At 45.0% G+C, this 16799-nt stretch carries 19 protein-coding genes; 5 read left to right on the top strand and 14 right to left on the bottom strand.

The genetic code is table 11. The features are described 5' to 3' along the window. Positions 1–166: 166 nt before the first annotated feature. Positions 167–1711, bottom strand: coding sequence for an FAD-dependent oxidoreductase (locus GC097_RS20280; RefSeq protein ID WP_171685124.1), 1545 nt, complete (start codon positions 1709–1711; stop codon positions 167–169). A gap of 156 nt (positions 1712–1867) precedes the next feature. Here GC097_RS20280 and GC097_RS20275 point away from each other — a divergent pair, with 156 nt between their 5' ends. Both GC097_RS20275 and GC097_RS20270 read left to right on the top strand, forming a co-directional pair. Further along, a complete protein-coding gene (locus tag GC097_RS20275) occupies positions 1868–2335 on the top strand; it encodes an anthrone oxygenase family protein (protein ID WP_171685123.1) in 468 nt (155 codons plus the stop codon). 91 nt (positions 2336–2426) lie between these two features. Beyond that, positions 2427–4064 (top strand): glycoside hydrolase family 13 protein, encoded by a 1638-nt coding sequence (locus tag GC097_RS20270; RefSeq protein WP_171685122.1) that lies wholly within the window; start codon positions 2427–2429, stop codon positions 4062–4064. A gap of 281 nt (positions 4065–4345) precedes the next feature. Here the strand turns inward: GC097_RS20270 and GC097_RS20265 are convergent, their stop codons facing one another. The 4 genes from GC097_RS20265 to GC097_RS20255 form a co-directional block, all read right to left on the bottom strand. Continuing rightward, positions 4346–4804: a hypothetical protein gene (locus tag GC097_RS20265; RefSeq protein WP_171685121.1), complete on the bottom strand. Its 459-nt coding sequence runs from the start codon at positions 4802–4804 to the stop codon at positions 4346–4348. A 13-nt stretch (positions 4805–4817) separates the two neighbouring features. After that, positions 4818–5123, bottom strand: a complete 306-nt coding sequence (locus tag GC097_RS20260; protein WP_171685120.1) for a hypothetical protein — start codon at positions 5121–5123, stop codon at positions 4818–4820. Positions 5124–5273: 150 nt separating this feature from the next. Then, positions 5274–5474: a DUF6199 family natural product biosynthesis protein gene (locus GC097_RS35320; RefSeq protein ID WP_376768410.1), complete on the bottom strand. Its 201-nt coding sequence runs from the start codon at positions 5472–5474 to the stop codon at positions 5274–5276. 56 nt (positions 5475–5530) lie between these two features. After that, positions 5531–6061 (bottom strand): GNAT family N-acetyltransferase, encoded by a 531-nt coding sequence (locus tag GC097_RS20255; RefSeq protein ID WP_171685119.1) that lies wholly within the window; start codon positions 6059–6061, stop codon positions 5531–5533. Between the two features lie 100 nt (positions 6062–6161). On the opposite strand from GC097_RS20255, the gene GC097_RS20250 reads away from it, so the two are divergent. Further along, on the top strand, positions 6162–6341 hold the full coding sequence (locus GC097_RS20250) for a small acid-soluble spore protein H (protein WP_171685118.1): 180 nt from the start codon (positions 6162–6164) through the stop codon (positions 6339–6341). Between the two features lie 140 nt (positions 6342–6481). Here GC097_RS20250 and GC097_RS20245 read toward each other — a convergent pair whose 3' ends face one another. The 4 genes from GC097_RS20245 to GC097_RS20230 form a co-directional block, all read right to left on the bottom strand. After that, positions 6482–7732, bottom strand: coding sequence for a S1C family serine protease (locus GC097_RS20245; protein WP_171685117.1), 1251 nt, complete (start codon positions 7730–7732; stop codon positions 6482–6484). Positions 7733–7959: 227 nt separating this feature from the next. Continuing rightward, entirely contained in the window at positions 7960–8529 is a 570-nt protein-coding gene (locus GC097_RS20240; protein WP_171685116.1) for a hypothetical protein, read from the bottom strand. Beyond that, positions 8529–9422, bottom strand: coding sequence for an alpha/beta fold hydrolase (locus GC097_RS20235; RefSeq protein WP_171685115.1), 894 nt, complete (start codon positions 9420–9422; stop codon positions 8529–8531). Before GC097_RS20235 ends, GC097_RS20240 begins: the two co-directional genes overlap by 1 nt. A gap of 135 nt (positions 9423–9557) precedes the next feature. After that, positions 9558–11498, bottom strand: a complete 1941-nt coding sequence (locus tag GC097_RS20230) for a DUF4077 domain-containing protein (protein ID WP_171685114.1) — start codon at positions 11496–11498, stop codon at positions 9558–9560. Between the two features lie 114 nt (positions 11499–11612). Here GC097_RS20230 and msrA point away from each other — a divergent pair, with 114 nt between their 5' ends. Continuing rightward, a complete protein-coding gene (gene msrA, locus GC097_RS20225; protein WP_171685113.1) occupies positions 11613–12248 on the top strand; it encodes a peptide-methionine (S)-S-oxide reductase MsrA in 636 nt (211 codons plus the stop codon). A 101-nt stretch (positions 12249–12349) separates the two neighbouring features. Here the strand turns inward: msrA and GC097_RS20220 are convergent, their stop codons facing one another. The 4 genes from GC097_RS20220 to GC097_RS20205 form a co-directional block, all read right to left on the bottom strand. Further along, complete coding sequence (locus GC097_RS20220) at positions 12350–13216, bottom strand: SDR family oxidoreductase (protein ID WP_171685112.1); 867 nt, start codon at positions 13214–13216, stop codon at positions 12350–12352. Positions 13217–13309: 93 nt separating this feature from the next. Continuing rightward, a complete protein-coding gene (locus tag GC097_RS20215; RefSeq protein ID WP_171685111.1) occupies positions 13310–13729 on the bottom strand; it encodes an Rrf2 family transcriptional regulator in 420 nt (139 codons plus the stop codon). A gap of 78 nt (positions 13730–13807) precedes the next feature. Beyond that, complete coding sequence (locus tag GC097_RS20210) at positions 13808–14455, bottom strand: alpha/beta hydrolase (RefSeq protein WP_171685110.1); 648 nt, start codon at positions 14453–14455, stop codon at positions 13808–13810. Positions 14456–14478: 23 nt separating this feature from the next. Further along, positions 14479–14880 carry a DoxX family protein gene (locus GC097_RS20205; RefSeq protein WP_171685109.1) on the bottom strand — a complete coding sequence of 134 codons (402 nt, stop codon included), beginning with the start codon at positions 14878–14880 and terminating at the stop codon, positions 14479–14481. A gap of 149 nt (positions 14881–15029) precedes the next feature. On the opposite strand from GC097_RS20205, the gene GC097_RS20200 reads away from it, so the two are divergent. After that, entirely contained in the window at positions 15030–15581 is a 552-nt protein-coding gene (locus GC097_RS20200; protein WP_171685108.1) for a helix-turn-helix domain-containing protein, read from the top strand. Positions 15582–15968: 387 nt separating this feature from the next. On the opposite strand, the gene GC097_RS20195 is transcribed toward GC097_RS20200, so the two are convergent. Next, positions 15969–16751, bottom strand: a complete 783-nt coding sequence (locus tag GC097_RS20195; protein WP_171685107.1) for a squalene/phytoene synthase family protein — start codon at positions 16749–16751, stop codon at positions 15969–15971. Between the last annotated feature and the right edge of the window lie 48 nt (positions 16752–16799).

Below are 16799 nucleotides of genomic sequence, written 5' to 3'. Positions count from 1 at the left end.
AAGCTCTCTCTGTAATAAAAGTGTTTACATGTTTTAGCTTACTGGAATTTGGCAGACACGAAAACGGGAGCGAAGGACGAAAATACAGGGGAAAAGTCGTAAACTCCATAGAACAAAAAAACAGCCTTTTGAGAAAAGCTGCTCTTCGGTATAAGCATGAAGCTTATCATTTAGATAATTCTACTGTTACTAATGGCTTTTTGGCGGGTCCTTCCAACACTTCTCCTTTGTAAGAAAATCTCGAACCATGGCAGGGGCAGTCCCAGCTTCGTTCGCCTTGGTTCCACTCTACTTCACATCCCATATGCGTGCACGTCGTATCTACGAGATGTAATTGACCCTGCTCATCCCGATAGGCGCCGGCTCTTTTTCCATTAGCTTTCACCACGGCTCCTTCGTCATGCTCCAGTTCCTCAGGTTTCTTGAAAATCATTTCCAGCTTTCCAGAAACGAAGTGCTGAGCCACATCCGCATTTTGCACAAAGAAAGTTCTTAGACTCGGATCGGCATGAAATCTTGCGGGTTTGAAAAGTTCTTGATAGGGGCTCTTTTTCTCTGTGATCAGCTTTTCGAATAATAACGCCGCTGCTGTTCCTGTTGTCATGCCCCATTTTTTATAGCCGGTGGCAACCAGAATGTTGGGATCGAGGGAAGCGGTCTGTCCAATATACGGAAGTTTGTCCAAAGTAACCAAGTCTTGAGCCGACCATCGGTAATAGATTTCTTTTATGCCAAAATGTTCTTCACCAAAGCTTTGCAAAGCTTCATAATGCTGGAGCGTACATATACCCTGTCCGGTCTTGTGGCTTTCGCCGACGATTAAAACCACTTTTTCCCCATGAAGCATCGTGGATCGAAGTGATCTTTTGGGCTCCTCGGCGCATATAAACATGCCACCTGGAAATTCTTTGGCGGTTTTTACGGCAAGAATATAAGCTCTATTTGCATGCATTTTGGCAAAGTAAAACCCGCCTCCGTCATAGAATGGAAAATGCGAGCACGATACTGCATAACGACAGGTGATGCGATGTCCTTCACTCGTAATCACAGTTGCAGGGTTTCCTTTTTCAATGCTTACGGCTGTCGTTTGTTCATATATTTGACATCCCTGCTCTACCGCATGATGGACTAGATGCAATAAATAGGGGATCGGGTTAAACTGGGCCTGATTTTTCATGACAACGGCGGCTTTCGTTTCAAAAGGTAACGGTGTTTGCTCGATGTAAGCACCAGGTATTCCCAATCTCTCATATGCTGCTGATTCGGCGGCTATTTTCCCAATGAATTCGTCCAAATTAGTGTACACATAAGCATCTTCCTCCGTAAAATCGCACGATATCTGATGTTCGTGTATGGTTTGTTTCATGAACTGCAATGCCTCTGCGTTGGCTTCGTAGTAGAGCTTTGTTTGTTCTTCACCAAAATGAGAGATGAATTCGTCATAGATCAGATCATGCTGCGCTGTAATTTTAGCCGTTGTATGACCTGTTGTACCTGTAAGCATTCGTCCCGCTTCAATTAATGCGACTTTGAGTCCTTGCTTGGATAGAAGGTAAGCGGTTGTGATGCCAGAAATTCCAGCTCCGACGATAGCTACATCTACTTTGATATCATTTGTCAACTTAGGAAAGCTCGGGGTGTTCGAAGTCGCCGTCCATAAGGATTCTGGAAATTGAGGAAGGATTGCCCGGGGGAAATGGTTATTAAGCATCGCGAAGTCCTTTCTTCCATTTTTATCATAATATCTCCGATGCGGTATTTTTTATTCGGTCGACTCTTGCTTGTATTAGCAGTTTATATTGAGTTCATCGATGTATTTTACATTAAACATAATATTTCAAAGAGGATCACTAGGAGGACATTCCATATGTATCAAATCGTTATCGAGTTCGTTAGTTTGTTTCTCACAGGCATTCTGGCTGGCGAGGAGTTCGTGGTTCGCTACGGTGTGCATGCGTCCTTGGCTCATCTGGACGAACAGTCACAAATTCGAGTCCGTCAAGCACTAATACTGAAGTTACGTGTGCTGGTGCCCGCCATCATTTTGCCGACCGTCGTTTCAGCGGTTGCCGTACTTATATTGAATCGCTATGATTCTGGATTCGGTTTCCAGTGCGCGGGAGCGCTTGCTTTGCTCATATTGATTTTAACAACGATCTTCGGCACCCTCCCTATTAATAAGGGCTTGCTGCTCTGGCGTCCAGATGCGCCGCCAAGCAATTGGAAGCAGTTAATCAACCGGTGGGCGCTTCTAGATGTTGTTCGTTCCTCGGCGGCAATTTTGGCTTTTGCGTTCTTCTTAACAGCAGTGGCACTGCAGTTGACTGGAAAGTGATTCTTTGCAAATCATCTGTATTTAAGCAATAATAGAAAACGAATTATTTTGAAAAGATTATTGATCTACTTAGAGAAATGGAGTGCTGGATGTGAAACGTACTTGGTGGAAGGAATCCGTAGTTTATCAAGTCTATTGGCGCAGTTTTTTGGACACGAATGGGGACGGCTATGGCGACCTTCAGGGGCTTATCGAGAAACTCGACTATATTAAAGAACTCGGTGTGGATGTTATTTGGCTGAACCCGGCCTATGAATCGCCCGATAAAGATAATGGTTACGATATTTCCGATTACAACCGAATTATGCCGAAAGCAGGAACGATGGAAATATGGGAAACGCTGCTTCAGGAAATTCATAATCGCGGCATGAAGCTGATTATGGACCTTGTTGTAAACCATACTTCCGATCAACACCCATGGTTTGTTGAATCGCGATCTTCCCGTGATCATGCCAAACGTGATTGGTACATTTGGAAGGATGCAATAGACGGGAAAGAACCGAATAACTGGCGTTCCTACTTTTCTCCGTCTACTTGGGAATGGGACGAACAGACCGGACAATATTATTTCCATTCATTCGCCGTAGAGCAGCCTGATTTGAACTGGGAAAATCCCGAAGTTCGCGAGGCCATATATGCCATGATGCGCTTTTGGCTGGAAAAAGGAATCGACGGCTTCCGTTTGGATGCCATTGCCCTCTTGGCTAAGCCGGATGGCTATCCCGATGCCGACAATCCGCAGGATATCCGGTATTTGACCAACAATCCCGGGTTACATACCTATTTGAAAGAAATGAATGAGCAAGTGCTGCGTCATTTTGATATTTTGACAGTAGGTGAAGCTGCCTTCGTTAGCCCTGAAGAAGGCTTGAAATACGTGGGAGAAGACCGAGACGAGCTGCATACGCTGTTTCACTTCGAAGTGGCGGACGAGATGCCATCTTGGGACATGCTGCGCTTCAAAGACATTCAAACCCGTTGGTACGAAGGGTTAAAAGGCCAGGGCTGGAATTCGCAATTCCTCAACAACCATGATCATACCCGTCAGGTAACGCGATATGGAAACGATAAGCAATATCGCAGGGAATCGGCTAAGCTGCTGGCGACTATGCTGCATACTTTACCGGGCATGCCTTATATTTATCAAGGCGAAGAAATCGGAATGACCGGCGTCCGCTTCCCCTCTATTGAAGATTACGACGACATCGCGATGAAGAATCGCTATCAGGAAGAGGTTCTCAGAGGCAAAGACCCTCAAGCCGTCTTTGAAAGTCTGAAGGCTTTAAGCCGCGATAACTCCCGTACCCCCATGCAGTGGGACGACACGGAAAATGCCGGATTCACGTCAGGAAAGTCCTGGATCAAGTTAAATCCGAACTATAAGGATATCAATGTGAAGCAGGATCTGGAGCACCCGAACTCCATTTATCGATATTACCAGAGGTTAATTGCTCTGCGTAAAGAAAATGATGTCATGGTGTACGGAGAGTATAAAGACCTTTCTGAGGGAGATTCGCATCTTTACATGTACACACGAACGCTAGAGGGCGCGATCTGGTTGATTATTCTGAATCACGCCGACCATGAAACCTCCTTCACTTTACCGGAAGGTTTTAATGGCCGGAAGAAAGAACTGATGCTTGCCAATTATCCGGATGTAACCAGAGAAGACAGCGGCGTCGCGAATTTCAAGCTTCGTCCGCATGAGGCGCTCATTTACAAATTTTAATCACAAAAGGCTGTCCCAAAAGTAGAATTTTCTGCTTTTGAGACAGCCTTTCGTATTTTTTTGCGATAGGGGGAACTACAGGTCTCTATTTGAGCTCAAGGGCCACCTTTTAGGCTCCAGACGGAACTACAGGGTCTTATTCCCCTGAAACTGTATCCATTTTGACCAAGTTGCGTTAAATAAGGGATCATAGTTCTCTCTAAATGGCAGAGGTGACGACAATTTGAAAAATAGAGGATCGTAGTTCCCACTCCCGAATCGTCCTGCGGGTAGACTTGCTTTTAACTGGATGGAATGAGGCGAATATTCTTGTCCAAATTGGTAAGCATCAGGAAATTTCGATTGAAAGTAAAGATACGGTTTACCTGGTAATAAGACATGGTTACAGCTGTGTATGCTTCGCTGAGCGAGAACCGGAGTTCGGGCCTGTCTATAAGCAGCCTGCGCGATTCGATCTCAATTTCGGAGCCGCCAGAGATGAGCGCCAACTTGCCTTTACTCACGGCTTTATCAATCGCATTCAGAAAATATTCCGCCTGCTCATAGCTATACTCATTGCGAAGCCATTCGTGAAGATCAAAAATAATAGAATTGGTCGTCACGTAATTACGTTCAAGGTCATGCAAATCCAGAAAAAGAGAACGTGCTTTCGCATACCGGGGATTCTCAGGGTTCATCAAAGCGGCTAAAGCAGTTTCATCCAGAAAAATAGCCTCCTGAATGTTCAAGTGGTTATCCAAATGTCAGCACTCCTTAATTCTTTAGTTTGCAAATACCATCCAAATACAGAAGCGGGTTCTCTTCCTTTTGAGCCACTGAGATTGGGGCTAATTCGTGGGGGGCGCTTGTCAGGTATTGGACAATGATGCCATTGACGAGCGCTTGCACGGTCGTATGCTGCATATCGGCGATTTCTTTCAGCTCAACATAATATTGCGGATTGAGTTCTATCAGGGATTCATCATCATCTTCTTCACTTCTTGTAGAAATGAATTCGGAAGCGGTAGACTTCACTTTTTCGAATTGATTTTGAATGAAGCGTTTGTAAGTATTCGCCATCGTGATTCACTCCTTATGTATAGTTCTTATACCGATTCGTCGAATTTTGTCGTTTTCAGGGGGTGAAATAGTAAAAAATCCCTCAAGCCGTATCACGGCAATTGAGAGACCTCTACATGTTGCTTATGGTACAGGAATAAATGTTATTTTTTATAAAAACCAAATCGCTATAACACCACCCAAACCTGCTAGTGCCACTATACTCCCGCCAAAACGCGTTGACCATACATACAAGTCCGATGGCTCAGTTGCATCATTAGACTTCCAACTTTCAGTAACGGTCCATAGTAGTGACGGTCTGAATAACATGATTAACCCCAGGAGAACAAGAAGAACGCTTATAAATCCCACACAATCTCCCCCTCAAAAGAACAATTACTCCCACTTAGCCGGAACGATCCCTTATGTTACTCAGCAGTTATCGCAAACAATTCGTGATCTTCCCACGTACCGTTAATTTTCAAATATTTTTTGGCTAAACCCTCATGTCTAAATCCTGCCTTTTCTAAAACCCGGATCGATGGAATGTTCTTGGGCATCACTCCAGCTTGAATCCGATGCAAACCTATTTCGTTAAAAGCATAATTCACACATCGAGAAACAGCCTCTGTTGCATAGCCTTTGCCGTTATGTATTTCATCAATAAAATAACCTAAGTACGCATTCTGAAAAGCACCCCGAGCAATACCCGTTAGTGCTATTCTTCCTAAAAGTTCATTCGTCTCTTTCATAAAAACTCCGAAAATATAGGATTGATCGTTGGCTTCCCCTTGAATGCCAGTAGCAATTTCTCTTTCCTGTCCTTCTAGGGTGAAATGCGATTCATCTCTGATTGGCTCAAACTGTTGATAAAAATTACGATTTCTTAGCTTTAGTTCAAGAAGATCGCTTGCATCCTTCATCTCGAGCTTCCTTAAATAAATGTTACTGCTGCTCAAATCATATCAAACCTTTCTATCGTCATGTTACCGTTCTGAAGAATAAAAAATGAATGCTAAGCCAACATTATTATCGTTAGAAACATATGGAGGTATTGAAATGAATCCACAACGTGCACAACAAATTGCTGCTTCGCCAATAATGGCAAATGTGACCTGCGATGGGGTCCCGATTTACATTCAAAATGTAGACGAGCAAAATGAAACCGCAAGAATCTATCCGCTTAATGATCCGGAGAATGAACAAGATGTCCATCTAAACAATCTAATGGAGCACTAAGAAAGGTGCTTCCGAGAGTGTGCATCTTAGGAATAATTGTAGCATAAGGGACGACATATATCTTCCGATTTGTGCATTCAAACAAGAAAAGATTGCCTATCTCCAGCCAGCATGGCAGGATAATAGGCAATCTTTTTTACTTAACTTTGATAGCTAGTCTCTGCGTTTCTATCACCAACCTCAACAGTAACATCCTTCGTTTCACCATCACGAGAAATTGTTACTTTCAATTTATCTCCCACTGCCGCGGCTTGGACAGCTTTGGTAAGGTCATCCGTGCTTGAAATCGCAGTGCCATTTACATCCAAAATAACGTCGTATTGCCGAATTCCCGCTTGAAAAGCCGGCGTGCCTTGCTTCACTTCAGTAACTACGGCACCTTTTGTACTGTTGATTTTTAAGTCTTGCAGCATATCATTTGAAATATTTTGTAAGGCTACGCCAATGTACGGCGCTGGCTCTTTTGGAATCGTTTCGTTATTTTTCAGTTTATCGACAACCGAATTAATGGTGCTTGACGGAATTGCGAAACCCATGCCTTGCGCTTCAGAGTTGACAGCCGTATTGATACCGATAACTTCGCCATTCATATTTAATAGCGGACCGCCGGAGTTGCCCGGATTGATCGCTGTGTCTGTTTGCAGCAAATGTTTGTAGTTTCGCGTACCCTGCTCATCATCGATGCTGATCTCACGCTCTTTGGCACTTAATACGCCTGTCGTTACCGAGTAATCGAAGTCATATGGGTTGCCGATCGCGACGAGCCAATCCCCAACTTCCGTATTATCGGAGTTACCGATTTTCAGAGCAGGAAAATCTTTATCTCCCTCAATTTTGAGTACGGCCAAGTCTAGATCGTAGCTGCTTCCCAGAAGTTTTGCCGTAAACGGTGTATCGTAGCCTTGCACATAGACGTTGATTTCATCTGCGCCATCTATCACATGCTCATTCGTTAAAATATAACCGCTTGAGTCGAAAACAAAGCCTGATCCAATCCCATTCTCGATGGTATCCCCGCTTTGAGTCCCTTGTTGATATGCGTTTCTTCTATTCTGTCCACTATTCGTCTGTTTTACTTTAGTCTCGATTTTGACAATAGCTGGACTCGCAGCTTTGGCAATGGATGAGATACTGTTCGTCCCTGTTGGATTTAACGAAGCCGTTTGGACATCAGCCCCTCCCGAGTTAGCTGCAGCAGCAACGCTCGATTGAACAGGTTGCGCAGCAAATCCGAACAGATCCATTTTATCCGACGTGAACATTAACCCACCGACGACGAGCGCTCCAGCCATAAAAGCTGCAAACGTTGATCTCCATTTTGTGCTCCGCGGCTTGTTTTCAATGATTATATTATTATTTGTGTTATCCGTGTTTTTCATATCTTCGTTCATGCGATTACCGCCTTTCGTGTATCATTTATTTGATTGCTGCTGATAGATACTAGTATAGGGTGCTAACCTGAAGTGTTGATTAAGTTTGGCTGATAGGCATATGAAAGCTGACTGAATGTATGCTGAAAGTGTCGATTTGCGCAAAAAAGCCTTGATTCTCTACAAATCGTAGAAAATCAAGGCTATATGAACCTGACTTCGGATAAAATCAGTTCTTTTTGTATACTTTAAACGTGAGTTAATCTATTCGTTGTCATCCCCAACCACACAAAACCGGCACCCGTTAGACCAGCACCTATCGTAGAGATTAAAGCCTCGGCTTCAACAACCAAACTTCCGCTTGCAAAAACCAATGTTCCCACGATCAAAAGCAGACCGCCACCGCGTGGAACTCCCCTTCCCCGAAGAAAGGATAGCCCGAAGAGAATCATTCCAAGTACAAAGAGCAATGGACCAAAGGTCTGCAGGTTCCTGGTTACACTCGTCTCGAATACTGCACCCACTTGCTTGCCGGATACGCTGGCAACTTCTACAAAAACAATGGCCGTAACAAGAATGGTACCGATAATGCTCGAGATCATGCCCAACAGACCGAGGAAACCGATCTGACTTCGATATGCCGAGTACAACCAAAAGAATGCAAATACAAGAAGCAGATGAGCCGATAAAACTAACGTCTGCCCCAGCGTGGTCCCTATACCGTTACTTGCCCCGAGGTTTAATAAATGCGCGAGAAAAAGAAGCACTCCGGATATGATACATGATAATCCGCCTAGAAGTTCCGATAATGTTGTCATTATACAGCTCCATATTTTTGATTTGCCGTAGTTTTGAAGAATGTAATCATCAACGCATTAATCGTTTTCGGCCGTTCCATGGCCAGCCCGTGTCCCGTATCTGCAATTAATTTCGTTTGTATAAGCGGAACCAGGTGCTTCGCTCGGGCAATCGCTTTCTGAGGATCATACTGAATATCTTGATCTCCGATCAGCAACAGAATTGGGCATTGAATGGCTCTCAGCTCATCATCCTTCATGTAACTTGGAAATAACTTGTTTGTTGGCAAAGCATTCTGCATGCCTGTTATGAATTGGTCTTTCAAAATCTCATTCACCTGATTTCCCTTGCCGATCATATCATTCATTAAATTGTTCAGCCGTTTGGTTGTCGGGAAGATTCCGGCAAGGAGACACTTGATCAAAAATTTTTTGCTCTGCGGTTGAAAAGACGCTGCCGGACACATGACCACCATTTTATTGATAAGCTGCGGAGCGTAAACGGCCAAAACCAATGAAATAAATCCGCCGTAGGACAGCCCTGCGACATGGGCCCTTTCAATGCCAAGCCCGCTCAGGATTTCACGGAACCAGCTTGCACATTCTTCCTTACTTGTAATCTGCCGAATCGCTTCGCTCTTATTAATGTCACCTATAAAATCCACTGCGAAGGTGCGGTAGTACTTGCTTAGCGGCTTCACATTTTCAATCCACATCGTAGAGCTAAACCCAAATCCATGGAACAGAATCAGCGGTTCGGCATCTGCCGGTCCTGAAATAAGGATATGTGTTTTACCAAAAGAAGTATCTAAGTAAGTCGATTCAACTGGGACATCCCATTCTTGGAGCGTTCTATCATACGCTTGAATATAAACTTCCTTCGCTCCATTTTCATTTCTGAAAATCGTTTTCATTGTACTTAACTCCCCTATGCAAGCCATGTTTTTAACTCAAGTATAGAAAAGCAACATGCGGATTTCTAGGGAAGAAAGTACATAACTTTCGGTTATACTTACCGAATTTCTTGCTGCTGCGCTTGCATTCGGGAGCTATAACAAGTTTTGCACCTTATTTACGGCTTGCGTGCGATTCTCCACATTTAGCTTTGAATAAATGATGGATACGTAGTTTTTAATCGTACTTTCCGAGAAGTGCATCTTCTGCGCAATTTCTTTATATTTCATCCCGTCAGAGAGATATCTGACAATTTCAAGTTCTTTCTCGGTTAGCCCATGCAGCCCATTGGTTCCCTGTAGTTCATGCTTCGGTGCGTCTTGTAGTGTCTGGCGTTGTTCCTTACGGGTGTCGGCCAGCAGCCTGGCCGTTTCCATCGAGATTAAGGAACCGCCGCTGTTAACGATCCGAATGGCTTCGGCCAAATGCTTGGGCTGCACGCTTTTCAACAGATAGCCCTCGGCTCCGAGCGAGATCGCTTCCGCCGCCGTATCGGTGTCCTGAAACGTGGTCAGGATGATCACTTTGATCTCCGGCCAACGCTGTTTGATGATACTTAATGCTTCGACTCCACTCATCGTTGGCATATGTATATCCAGTAAGATGACATCTGGCACTTCCAGCTCACACAGGTCCACCAAGCTGCGTCCGTCCCCGGACACGCCAATAACCCGCAGATCGGGCTCCATATTGAGCAGAATACGGAAGCTTTCTGCAATTAGCTCCTGATCCTCGGCTAGGAGCAGCCGGATATTATTCGTGTTGCCATGTTTCCTCACAGGAATCTCGCAGGTTACCCGGACACCGCCTCCGAATTCGGAAGCGACTTCAACAGTTCCAAGCGCCGAGGCAATCCGTTCTTTCATCGTCTTAATCCCGAAACCTTGCTGAAGCTTTTCTTCCGCAGCCCCTGCACCGTTATCCTTGACTTCGAGGCGGATCTTATCATCTTGGTATCGCAGCTCGATTCGGATCCGATTGGCTCCTGCATGGCGAACCGCGTTCGTAAGCGCCTCCTGTGCGCATCGCAGCAGTGCGAGGTGCTGTACCTGCGGCATTGGATAAACGACTCCTTCTGAGTGGAACTCCACCATAATGCCGGTATTGACAGAAAGCTCGCTCCCCAGTTGACTGATTCGGTCAACCAGCGATTCGTTAAGGCCGATCGTATCCGCATTATGTACATGATCGCGTATATCCTCGAGGCCTCTTCTCGCGAGATGCAATAACGTATCCAATCGTTCAATATGCTTTTCTGACTCTTGTTGGTTCAGACCGATCTCACGTTTAGTCAACTCTAATCCGGCAATCATGGAAGTCAGCGTATGTCCGATCGTGTCATGGAGTTCCCGCGAAATCCGGTTTCTTTCTTCGACGATCGTCAGTTGCTCTACTTGCTTCGAATATTCGGTTAATGCGCGATTCTGTTCATGGATAAGCAGGATTTGGCTCTCATTATCCTCTAAAAGCATCTTCATTTGGGTATTATGATCGATGAAATAATGAAATCGGTTGCCGATTTGGGTAACACCCCACAAAACAACGGTTGTCTGCAGAACAATCACAATGGAACCGTTTACCGTTGCGCCATCCATATGCGGAAAGAAAAGATTCTTCCCGAAAATGAAGCCAAGCGCTGTTAAAATAACGGTTGTCACTCCGGTATATATGATAAGTTGCCCGTTAAGGTAGACAAGCGAGAGAGCTAGATTAATATACATAATTTGATAGATCAACGAATTATCGTTGAATGTCCACAGTTGGAACATGGAAAAGAGAAGCATCCCGGTCATAAAAAAATACTTATAATTCTTTTCTGCCGTTGGTACAAATAATAACGAAAGGAGAATTCCGAAAAAGACGAGAATAACGAGTAAAAATCGCCCGTTAATTGGATCTAGCAAGGAATAGTACGTGGAGATGTTCAGTTCGGCCATAATAAAAATAGGCCCGCATAGCAAAAAAAAGAGCAGTCGATTTTTTTGCGCCTCTAGCTCTAAATTTGTAAAACAGGTTTCTTTCAGCCAGCGAAGCATGTAAAGGGAAAGACCTCCTTATATATGGGAATGTATAAAACAATACCATACTATTTTAGCGTCGAACAGTGGTTCCTCCCTCCTTTTTGATATAATAAAAAAGAGGTGACCACGATGAGAAATAACAGCATCCAAAGTGTAACAATGGGTATGGGTTGCTTCTGGAGCCCTGACGCTTTGTTCGGCCAAATAGCTGGAGTCATAAGAACACGTGTAGGCTTCGCTGGAGGGACGACAGACAATCCGACTTACCGGCAACTTGGTGATCATACCGAGGTGGTCGAAGTGGATTTTGACTCAGTTAATGTGAAGTTGGAGACCATCCTGCAGGTGTTCTGGAGCGCCCATAATCCTGTCAATATCAATGATTACAAAGGCAGGCAGTATAAATCCTTGGTATTGTTTCGCGATCCGGAACAACTTCGTATAATCAGTGAGGTTATGAAGAGCTACGAAGAACAAGGTAATGAAACACCGGACACAGAGGTTGCTCCCTTTAGCGGTTTTTATATAGCCGAGGATAGACATCAGAAGTATTATTTGAAACGGTTCCCGGATGCGATCGACAAACTAAGACCCCTTTTCCCAACGGAGGAAGAGCTGACGAACGCCACTTTAGCTGCACGCTTAAACGGTTTGTCCAAAGGTTATACCAACATGGAGAAAATAATAAAAGAAATCCGAACTTGGCACCTAAACGGTGAGGAACAGGAAGAGATCATTCATTTAATCAAGCGAATAAAATGGTAAGTATATCGTGGATCACCTATATTTCAAAACAAAAAGAGGCTATTCCTCCGGTCAACGTTGACCTTTTGGAATAGCCTCTATGTTTGTTACACAAGCTTAAATTAAGACTGTATTTCTTTTACGATTTGACGGAGAGCCTCATCAATCGGCGTGGCAGGATGCCCTAGCAAGTTCTGCAAATCATTGCTCTCTACTTCCAACGCGCCATCGCGAATCGCACTCTGAATCCCAACCAGAATTGGGATGACCGGATCAGGTACGCCCGCGCTTGTCATAATACCGGCATAAGTGGCGTCATCCACTTGTTGAACGGGAACCTCCCGGCCTAATACGCCGGCAAGGATCGAAGCCAGCTCTTCTTGCGCAAGAAGCTTGCCGGACAGCTCATAAGCCGTATTCTCATGGCCTTCACCAGTCAATACCGCTGCAGCAGCCTGTGCATAATCGCGGCGGGCAGCCCAACCGACCTTGCCGGAGCCCGCAGATGTCAACCATGGCGCTCCTCCAAGGACCGCTTGAATGCTTGCGGTCTCATTCTCCAAGTACCAGTTGTTGCGCAGGAAGGAATAAGGAATTCCACTGTTTATGATAGCTTCCTCTGTGGCACGGTGCACCGGCGCAAGAAAAATCGTATTCTCACTTGCGTTCCCTAAGCTGGTATACGCAATGAAACCGACGTTAGCGCGCTTAGCTGCTGCTACGGCAGCGGCATGCTGACGGATCCGCGTTTCGTTATCGCCGTCCGTGGACACGAGCAAGAGGCGGTCGATCCCCGCGAACGCTTTGTCTAGCGTTTCCGGTTGGTCAAAGTCTCCGTACCGTACGTCTACACCGCGGTCGCGAAGGCTCTCCGCTTTCTCTGGATTACGAACGCTAACTGCCAGATTCGTAGCCGGCACGGTTTCCAATAACGTCTCAATGACAATCGATCCTAATTTCCCTGTTGCGCCTGTTACTAAAATTTTCATTTGTAATTCCTCCATTTGGTTTTATTTATTTCCACCCTAACGTTATAACTGATTCGGTTACAACTCGGGCATAAAAAAAGCTCTAAGAGCTTTTTATTCCACAAACTGATCTGCCAACTGGCTTAAACTCACTTGCGCCAGCCTTTGTTCCATCGCAGCTTGAGCTTCCTCCATCTCCGTACGAAGAGCTGCTTCAATGTTCCGGCCAACCGGGCACTGTGGATTCGGGTCATCGTGAAAATTAAACAGTTGACCGTCCTCTATGACTTCCACGGCGCGGTACACATCCAGAAGAGTGATCTTATCGCGATCCTTCAGCAAGGAAGCGCCCCCCACTCCCGGACGAACGTCTACCAACCCCGCCTTCTTCAGCATCCCCATAATTCTGCGGATGATGACAGGATTCGTATTCACACTGCCTGCAATGTAATCGCCGGTGCAATCTTTGGAGCTAACGGCGATTAGAGAAAGGATGTGGACAGCAATCGAGAATCTGCTACTAATCTGTTTCACTTAGCATCACCACCGTTGTAATCATTGTAGTTACTACGGATCGAAATGTCAACCCCTGCTCTCCTCTTCGCCATTTTTCTAAACGAAATTGGCATCCTGTTTAAGCCAATTTAGAATATCATGCTGATTCTCTTGGGATACTCCGTGGTCTGTTGGATATAATTTGAACGTCATGCTGGGCGTTTGTTCCTTGAAATACGCCGCTGTCTCGTGACCGATTCTAACCGGGAATACAGAATCGAACTCGCCATGCGAAATAAATACAGATACGTCCTTCACGCTGTGCAGCGGATACTCCGTTTTCACAAATTCAGGAACATACCCGTTCATCGCTACGATACCCTTCAACTGATCTCCCATCGTAAGCGCAAGGGTCATGGACAGGATTGCGCCTTGGCTGAAGCCAAGCAAATAACGCTTACCAGGATCGATCGGATATTTCGCGGTGGCATCATGAATGAATGCACTTAGCTGCTCGACCACTTGGTCAAACATTTCCCGGATAGGATTGCCCAGGCTTTTCAAATCATAATACTGATAACCTGCTCCCAGCGGTAAATTGCCGCGAATGCCAATAATAATGAAATCATCCTGAAGCGGAGCGACCAAACCGAACATATTTTGTTCGTTAGAGCCTTTGCCATGAAGCGTAAAGACGACTGGATACTTTTTGTCCGGGGCTATATTAGCCGGTAAATGAACGTCATATTGAAAGATTGAGTGCATGATAAAATCCCCTTAGCTATAGGTTATGCGCTGCGTTTCTTCATGAAGCGGTCAATCGATAAAGGCGACTTATCGGCTACTGCCAGATACAACGAAATCAGTATAAAACCGATTTCCAACTCAAAGCCGGGCATTTGGTCGTTGCCAAGCAATCCGGCGGAAAGTTTCGTCGTAAGCGTAGCGCCGATTAGCATGATTACGAACAATGCCGATACATAACGAGTAAACAATCCCAAGATCAGCATGATGCCGCCTGCAAGTTCAAGTGCAAAAACAAGATAAGCTAAAAATCCAGGAATCCCCATAGAGCTGAACCATGCGTCCACATTGCTAAGTCCCATTTGTAGCTTAGTAATCCCGTGAACGATAAAAATAATTCCCATCATCACACGCATAATAACCGAAACAATGACTGCTTTATTCATTCTTTGTTCTCTCCCTCACGAAATATTAGTTATAAAGAATTAAAATTTATATAACTAATTTAAATGAAATATAGTAGCAAGTCAACAGAAATATTGCTAATATATATTTATGTTTTGTATTACCTATACTTTATGTGAGGTGCAATCGGATGGATATCGGCTCCACGATACGGGCGATTCGGAAACGAAAGAATATCACCATCGCTCAAATTTGCGAAGAATGCGGCTTGTCTCAAGGCTTTATGAGTCAGGTTGAAACCAATAAAACCTCGCCCTCTATCTCGACGCTGGAAAGCATAGCCCAGGCTTTGAAGGTTCCCTTGGCATATTTGCTCCTAAAGAAAGAGGATCGGATGCATATTGTCCGGAAGAATGAACGAAGAATAACGACAAGCGGTGCCGATAAATTAAAGGTTGAGCACATGAGCTCCAGCAAAAATGTAAAAATGATGCTCGTAGAGCTCCCCCCCGGTTCTTCAACAGGGGTCGTTCCTCATGCGCATGAAGGCGAAGAGGTCCACGTCGTCATGAAAGGTAGGATTTATGCGGAGCAGGGTGATGACGCGGCAGAATTCGAAGAAGGCGATTCATTCAGTTGGCACGCATGCACCCCTCATTTGGTGAGAAACATAGGCGAGGACACGGCGATCGTGCTTATTTCTATCTACACAGAGAACGACAGCGGACTGGATCTTCTTTAAAATATGCGAGACAGATCACAACTGGTGAAAAAAGAGAATAATTGAACGCCAAAGGAGCTAAGCGGTTTGTATGCGCTTAGCTCCTTTGATTTTGGTGCTGATATTCTCTTTTTATGAGTTTGCTGCAAACTTGGTTCCGTGATTTTGAGGAATACCCTCTTCCCTCTGGTCCATGGACCGTCACTATTGTGGGAACTACAGGCGCTATTTGAGCTAAATGGGCTGCAGAATGGCTGGGAGGGTAACTATAGGGTCTTATTCGCCATAAAAAGCTCCCATTGTGCCAGAAATCGTAAAATAAGAGATCATATTTCCCATTAACTTGCAGAAGTCTCGACTTTTCGAAAAATAGGGGATCATAGTTCCCTCTAGCGCAATACAGTTCCGTTATCCGGTCACACGTTTCACAATTTTTAGAACCGCATCTCTCGTTAATTTGTTACCACCGACAGCGATGAGGTTAACAGTAGCATGAGCTAACGCTAATGGGATCTTGCAAAATTTCAAAGCCGGACCATCCTTCAGGTCTGCGATATAAGAGTCGGCGATTTGTAAATTGCGACGTGTGTACTGCTGCATCTCCTTGAATCCCCAACCATCAGGAAAGAAATCAACGCCGCGTTCAAGATCCTCCGCTCGATTGCGGAGAATATTTACGGCCTGCAGTCCTCTTCCGAAGGCAACCGCTTTCGTTAGATCGGATTGCGTCCCGTCATGCCACAACCATAGCTCAGATAGCATTTCTCCGACCATACCGGCCACGCTGTACGTATAACGGTCCAAATCCTCTTCCGTATGGATGTTCCACCCGTTCTGAACCCACTCAGCCATTTGCATCGACATCTTTGCGATGTAATGAAATACGATTGGAGCTCCTGAAGGCGGACAAAGCTGCGCCCACTCATCCAGCTGCATGGAAACTGCCGGCAGTATTTCCCCATAAGGCGATAGTAATTTTTGTGTTTCTTCGATAATATTCGGGGATTGGAATGCCTGATGCACCCCGAGTAATAAGTCTACTTTCAACTGATCTGTAAGTCCTTCGTGATCCTCGATTTCATCTATAGCTCGCATGCACAGGTAGGCAGATGATACAGCTTCCTTCAAACCTAAATCCAAACCACTTATCGGTATATAAAAAGTGCGGCTCGTTTTCTTCAACATGGTCATTGCATCATTCAGGACGACGTTATTAATGATAGTTCCCTCCAAGTAGTA

Source organism: Paenibacillus planticolens (assembly GCF_013141725.1).
Lineage (GTDB): Bacteria > Bacillota > Bacilli > Paenibacillales > NBRC-103111 > Paenibacillus_E > Paenibacillus_E planticolens.
This window is presented reverse-complemented; position numbering and strand designations above follow the sequence as displayed.

What these genes read in the sequence shown, in the direction of transcription:
- GC097_RS20280 (WP_171685124.1), bottom strand. Translation starts at nt 1,711, where the DNA reads ATGCTTAATAACCATTTCCCCCGGGCAATCCTTCCTCAATTTCCAGAA.
- GC097_RS20275 (WP_171685123.1), top strand. Translation starts at nt 1,868, where the DNA reads ATGTATCAAATCGTTATCGAGTTCGTTAGTTTGTTTCTCACAGGCATT.
- GC097_RS20260 (WP_171685120.1), bottom strand. Translation starts at nt 5,123, where the DNA reads ATGGCGAATACTTACAAACGCTTCATTCAAAATCAATTCGAAAAAGTG.
- GC097_RS20250 (WP_171685118.1), top strand. Translation starts at nt 6,162, where the DNA reads ATGAATCCACAACGTGCACAACAAATTGCTGCTTCGCCAATAATGGCA.
- GC097_RS20245 (WP_171685117.1), bottom strand. Translation starts at nt 7,732, where the DNA reads ATGAACGAAGATATGAAAAACACGGATAACACAAATAATAATATAATC.
- GC097_RS20240 (WP_171685116.1), bottom strand. Translation starts at nt 8,529, where the DNA reads ATGACAACATTATCGGAACTTCTAGGCGGATTATCATGTATCATATCC.
- GC097_RS20235 (WP_171685115.1), bottom strand. Translation starts at nt 9,422, where the DNA reads ATGAAAACGATTTTCAGAAATGAAAATGGAGCGAAGGAAGTTTATATT.
- GC097_RS20230 (WP_171685114.1), bottom strand. Translation starts at nt 11,498, where the DNA reads ATGCTTCGCTGGCTGAAAGAAACCTGTTTTACAAATTTAGAGCTAGAG.
- msrA (WP_171685113.1), top strand. Translation starts at nt 11,613, where the DNA reads ATGAGAAATAACAGCATCCAAAGTGTAACAATGGGTATGGGTTGCTTC.
- GC097_RS20220 (WP_171685112.1), bottom strand. Translation starts at nt 13,216, where the DNA reads ATGAAAATTTTAGTAACAGGCGCAACAGGGAAATTAGGATCGATTGTC.
- GC097_RS20210 (WP_171685110.1), bottom strand. Translation starts at nt 14,455, where the DNA reads ATGCACTCAATCTTTCAATATGACGTTCATTTACCGGCTAATATAGCC.
- GC097_RS20205 (WP_171685109.1), bottom strand. Translation starts at nt 14,880, where the DNA reads ATGAATAAAGCAGTCATTGTTTCGGTTATTATGCGTGTGATGATGGGA.
- GC097_RS20200 (WP_171685108.1), top strand. Translation starts at nt 15,030, where the DNA reads ATGGATATCGGCTCCACGATACGGGCGATTCGGAAACGAAAGAATATC.
- GC097_RS20195 (WP_171685107.1), bottom strand. Translation starts at nt 16,751, where the DNA reads ATGACCATGTTGAAGAAAACGAGCCGCACTTTTTATATACCGATAAGT.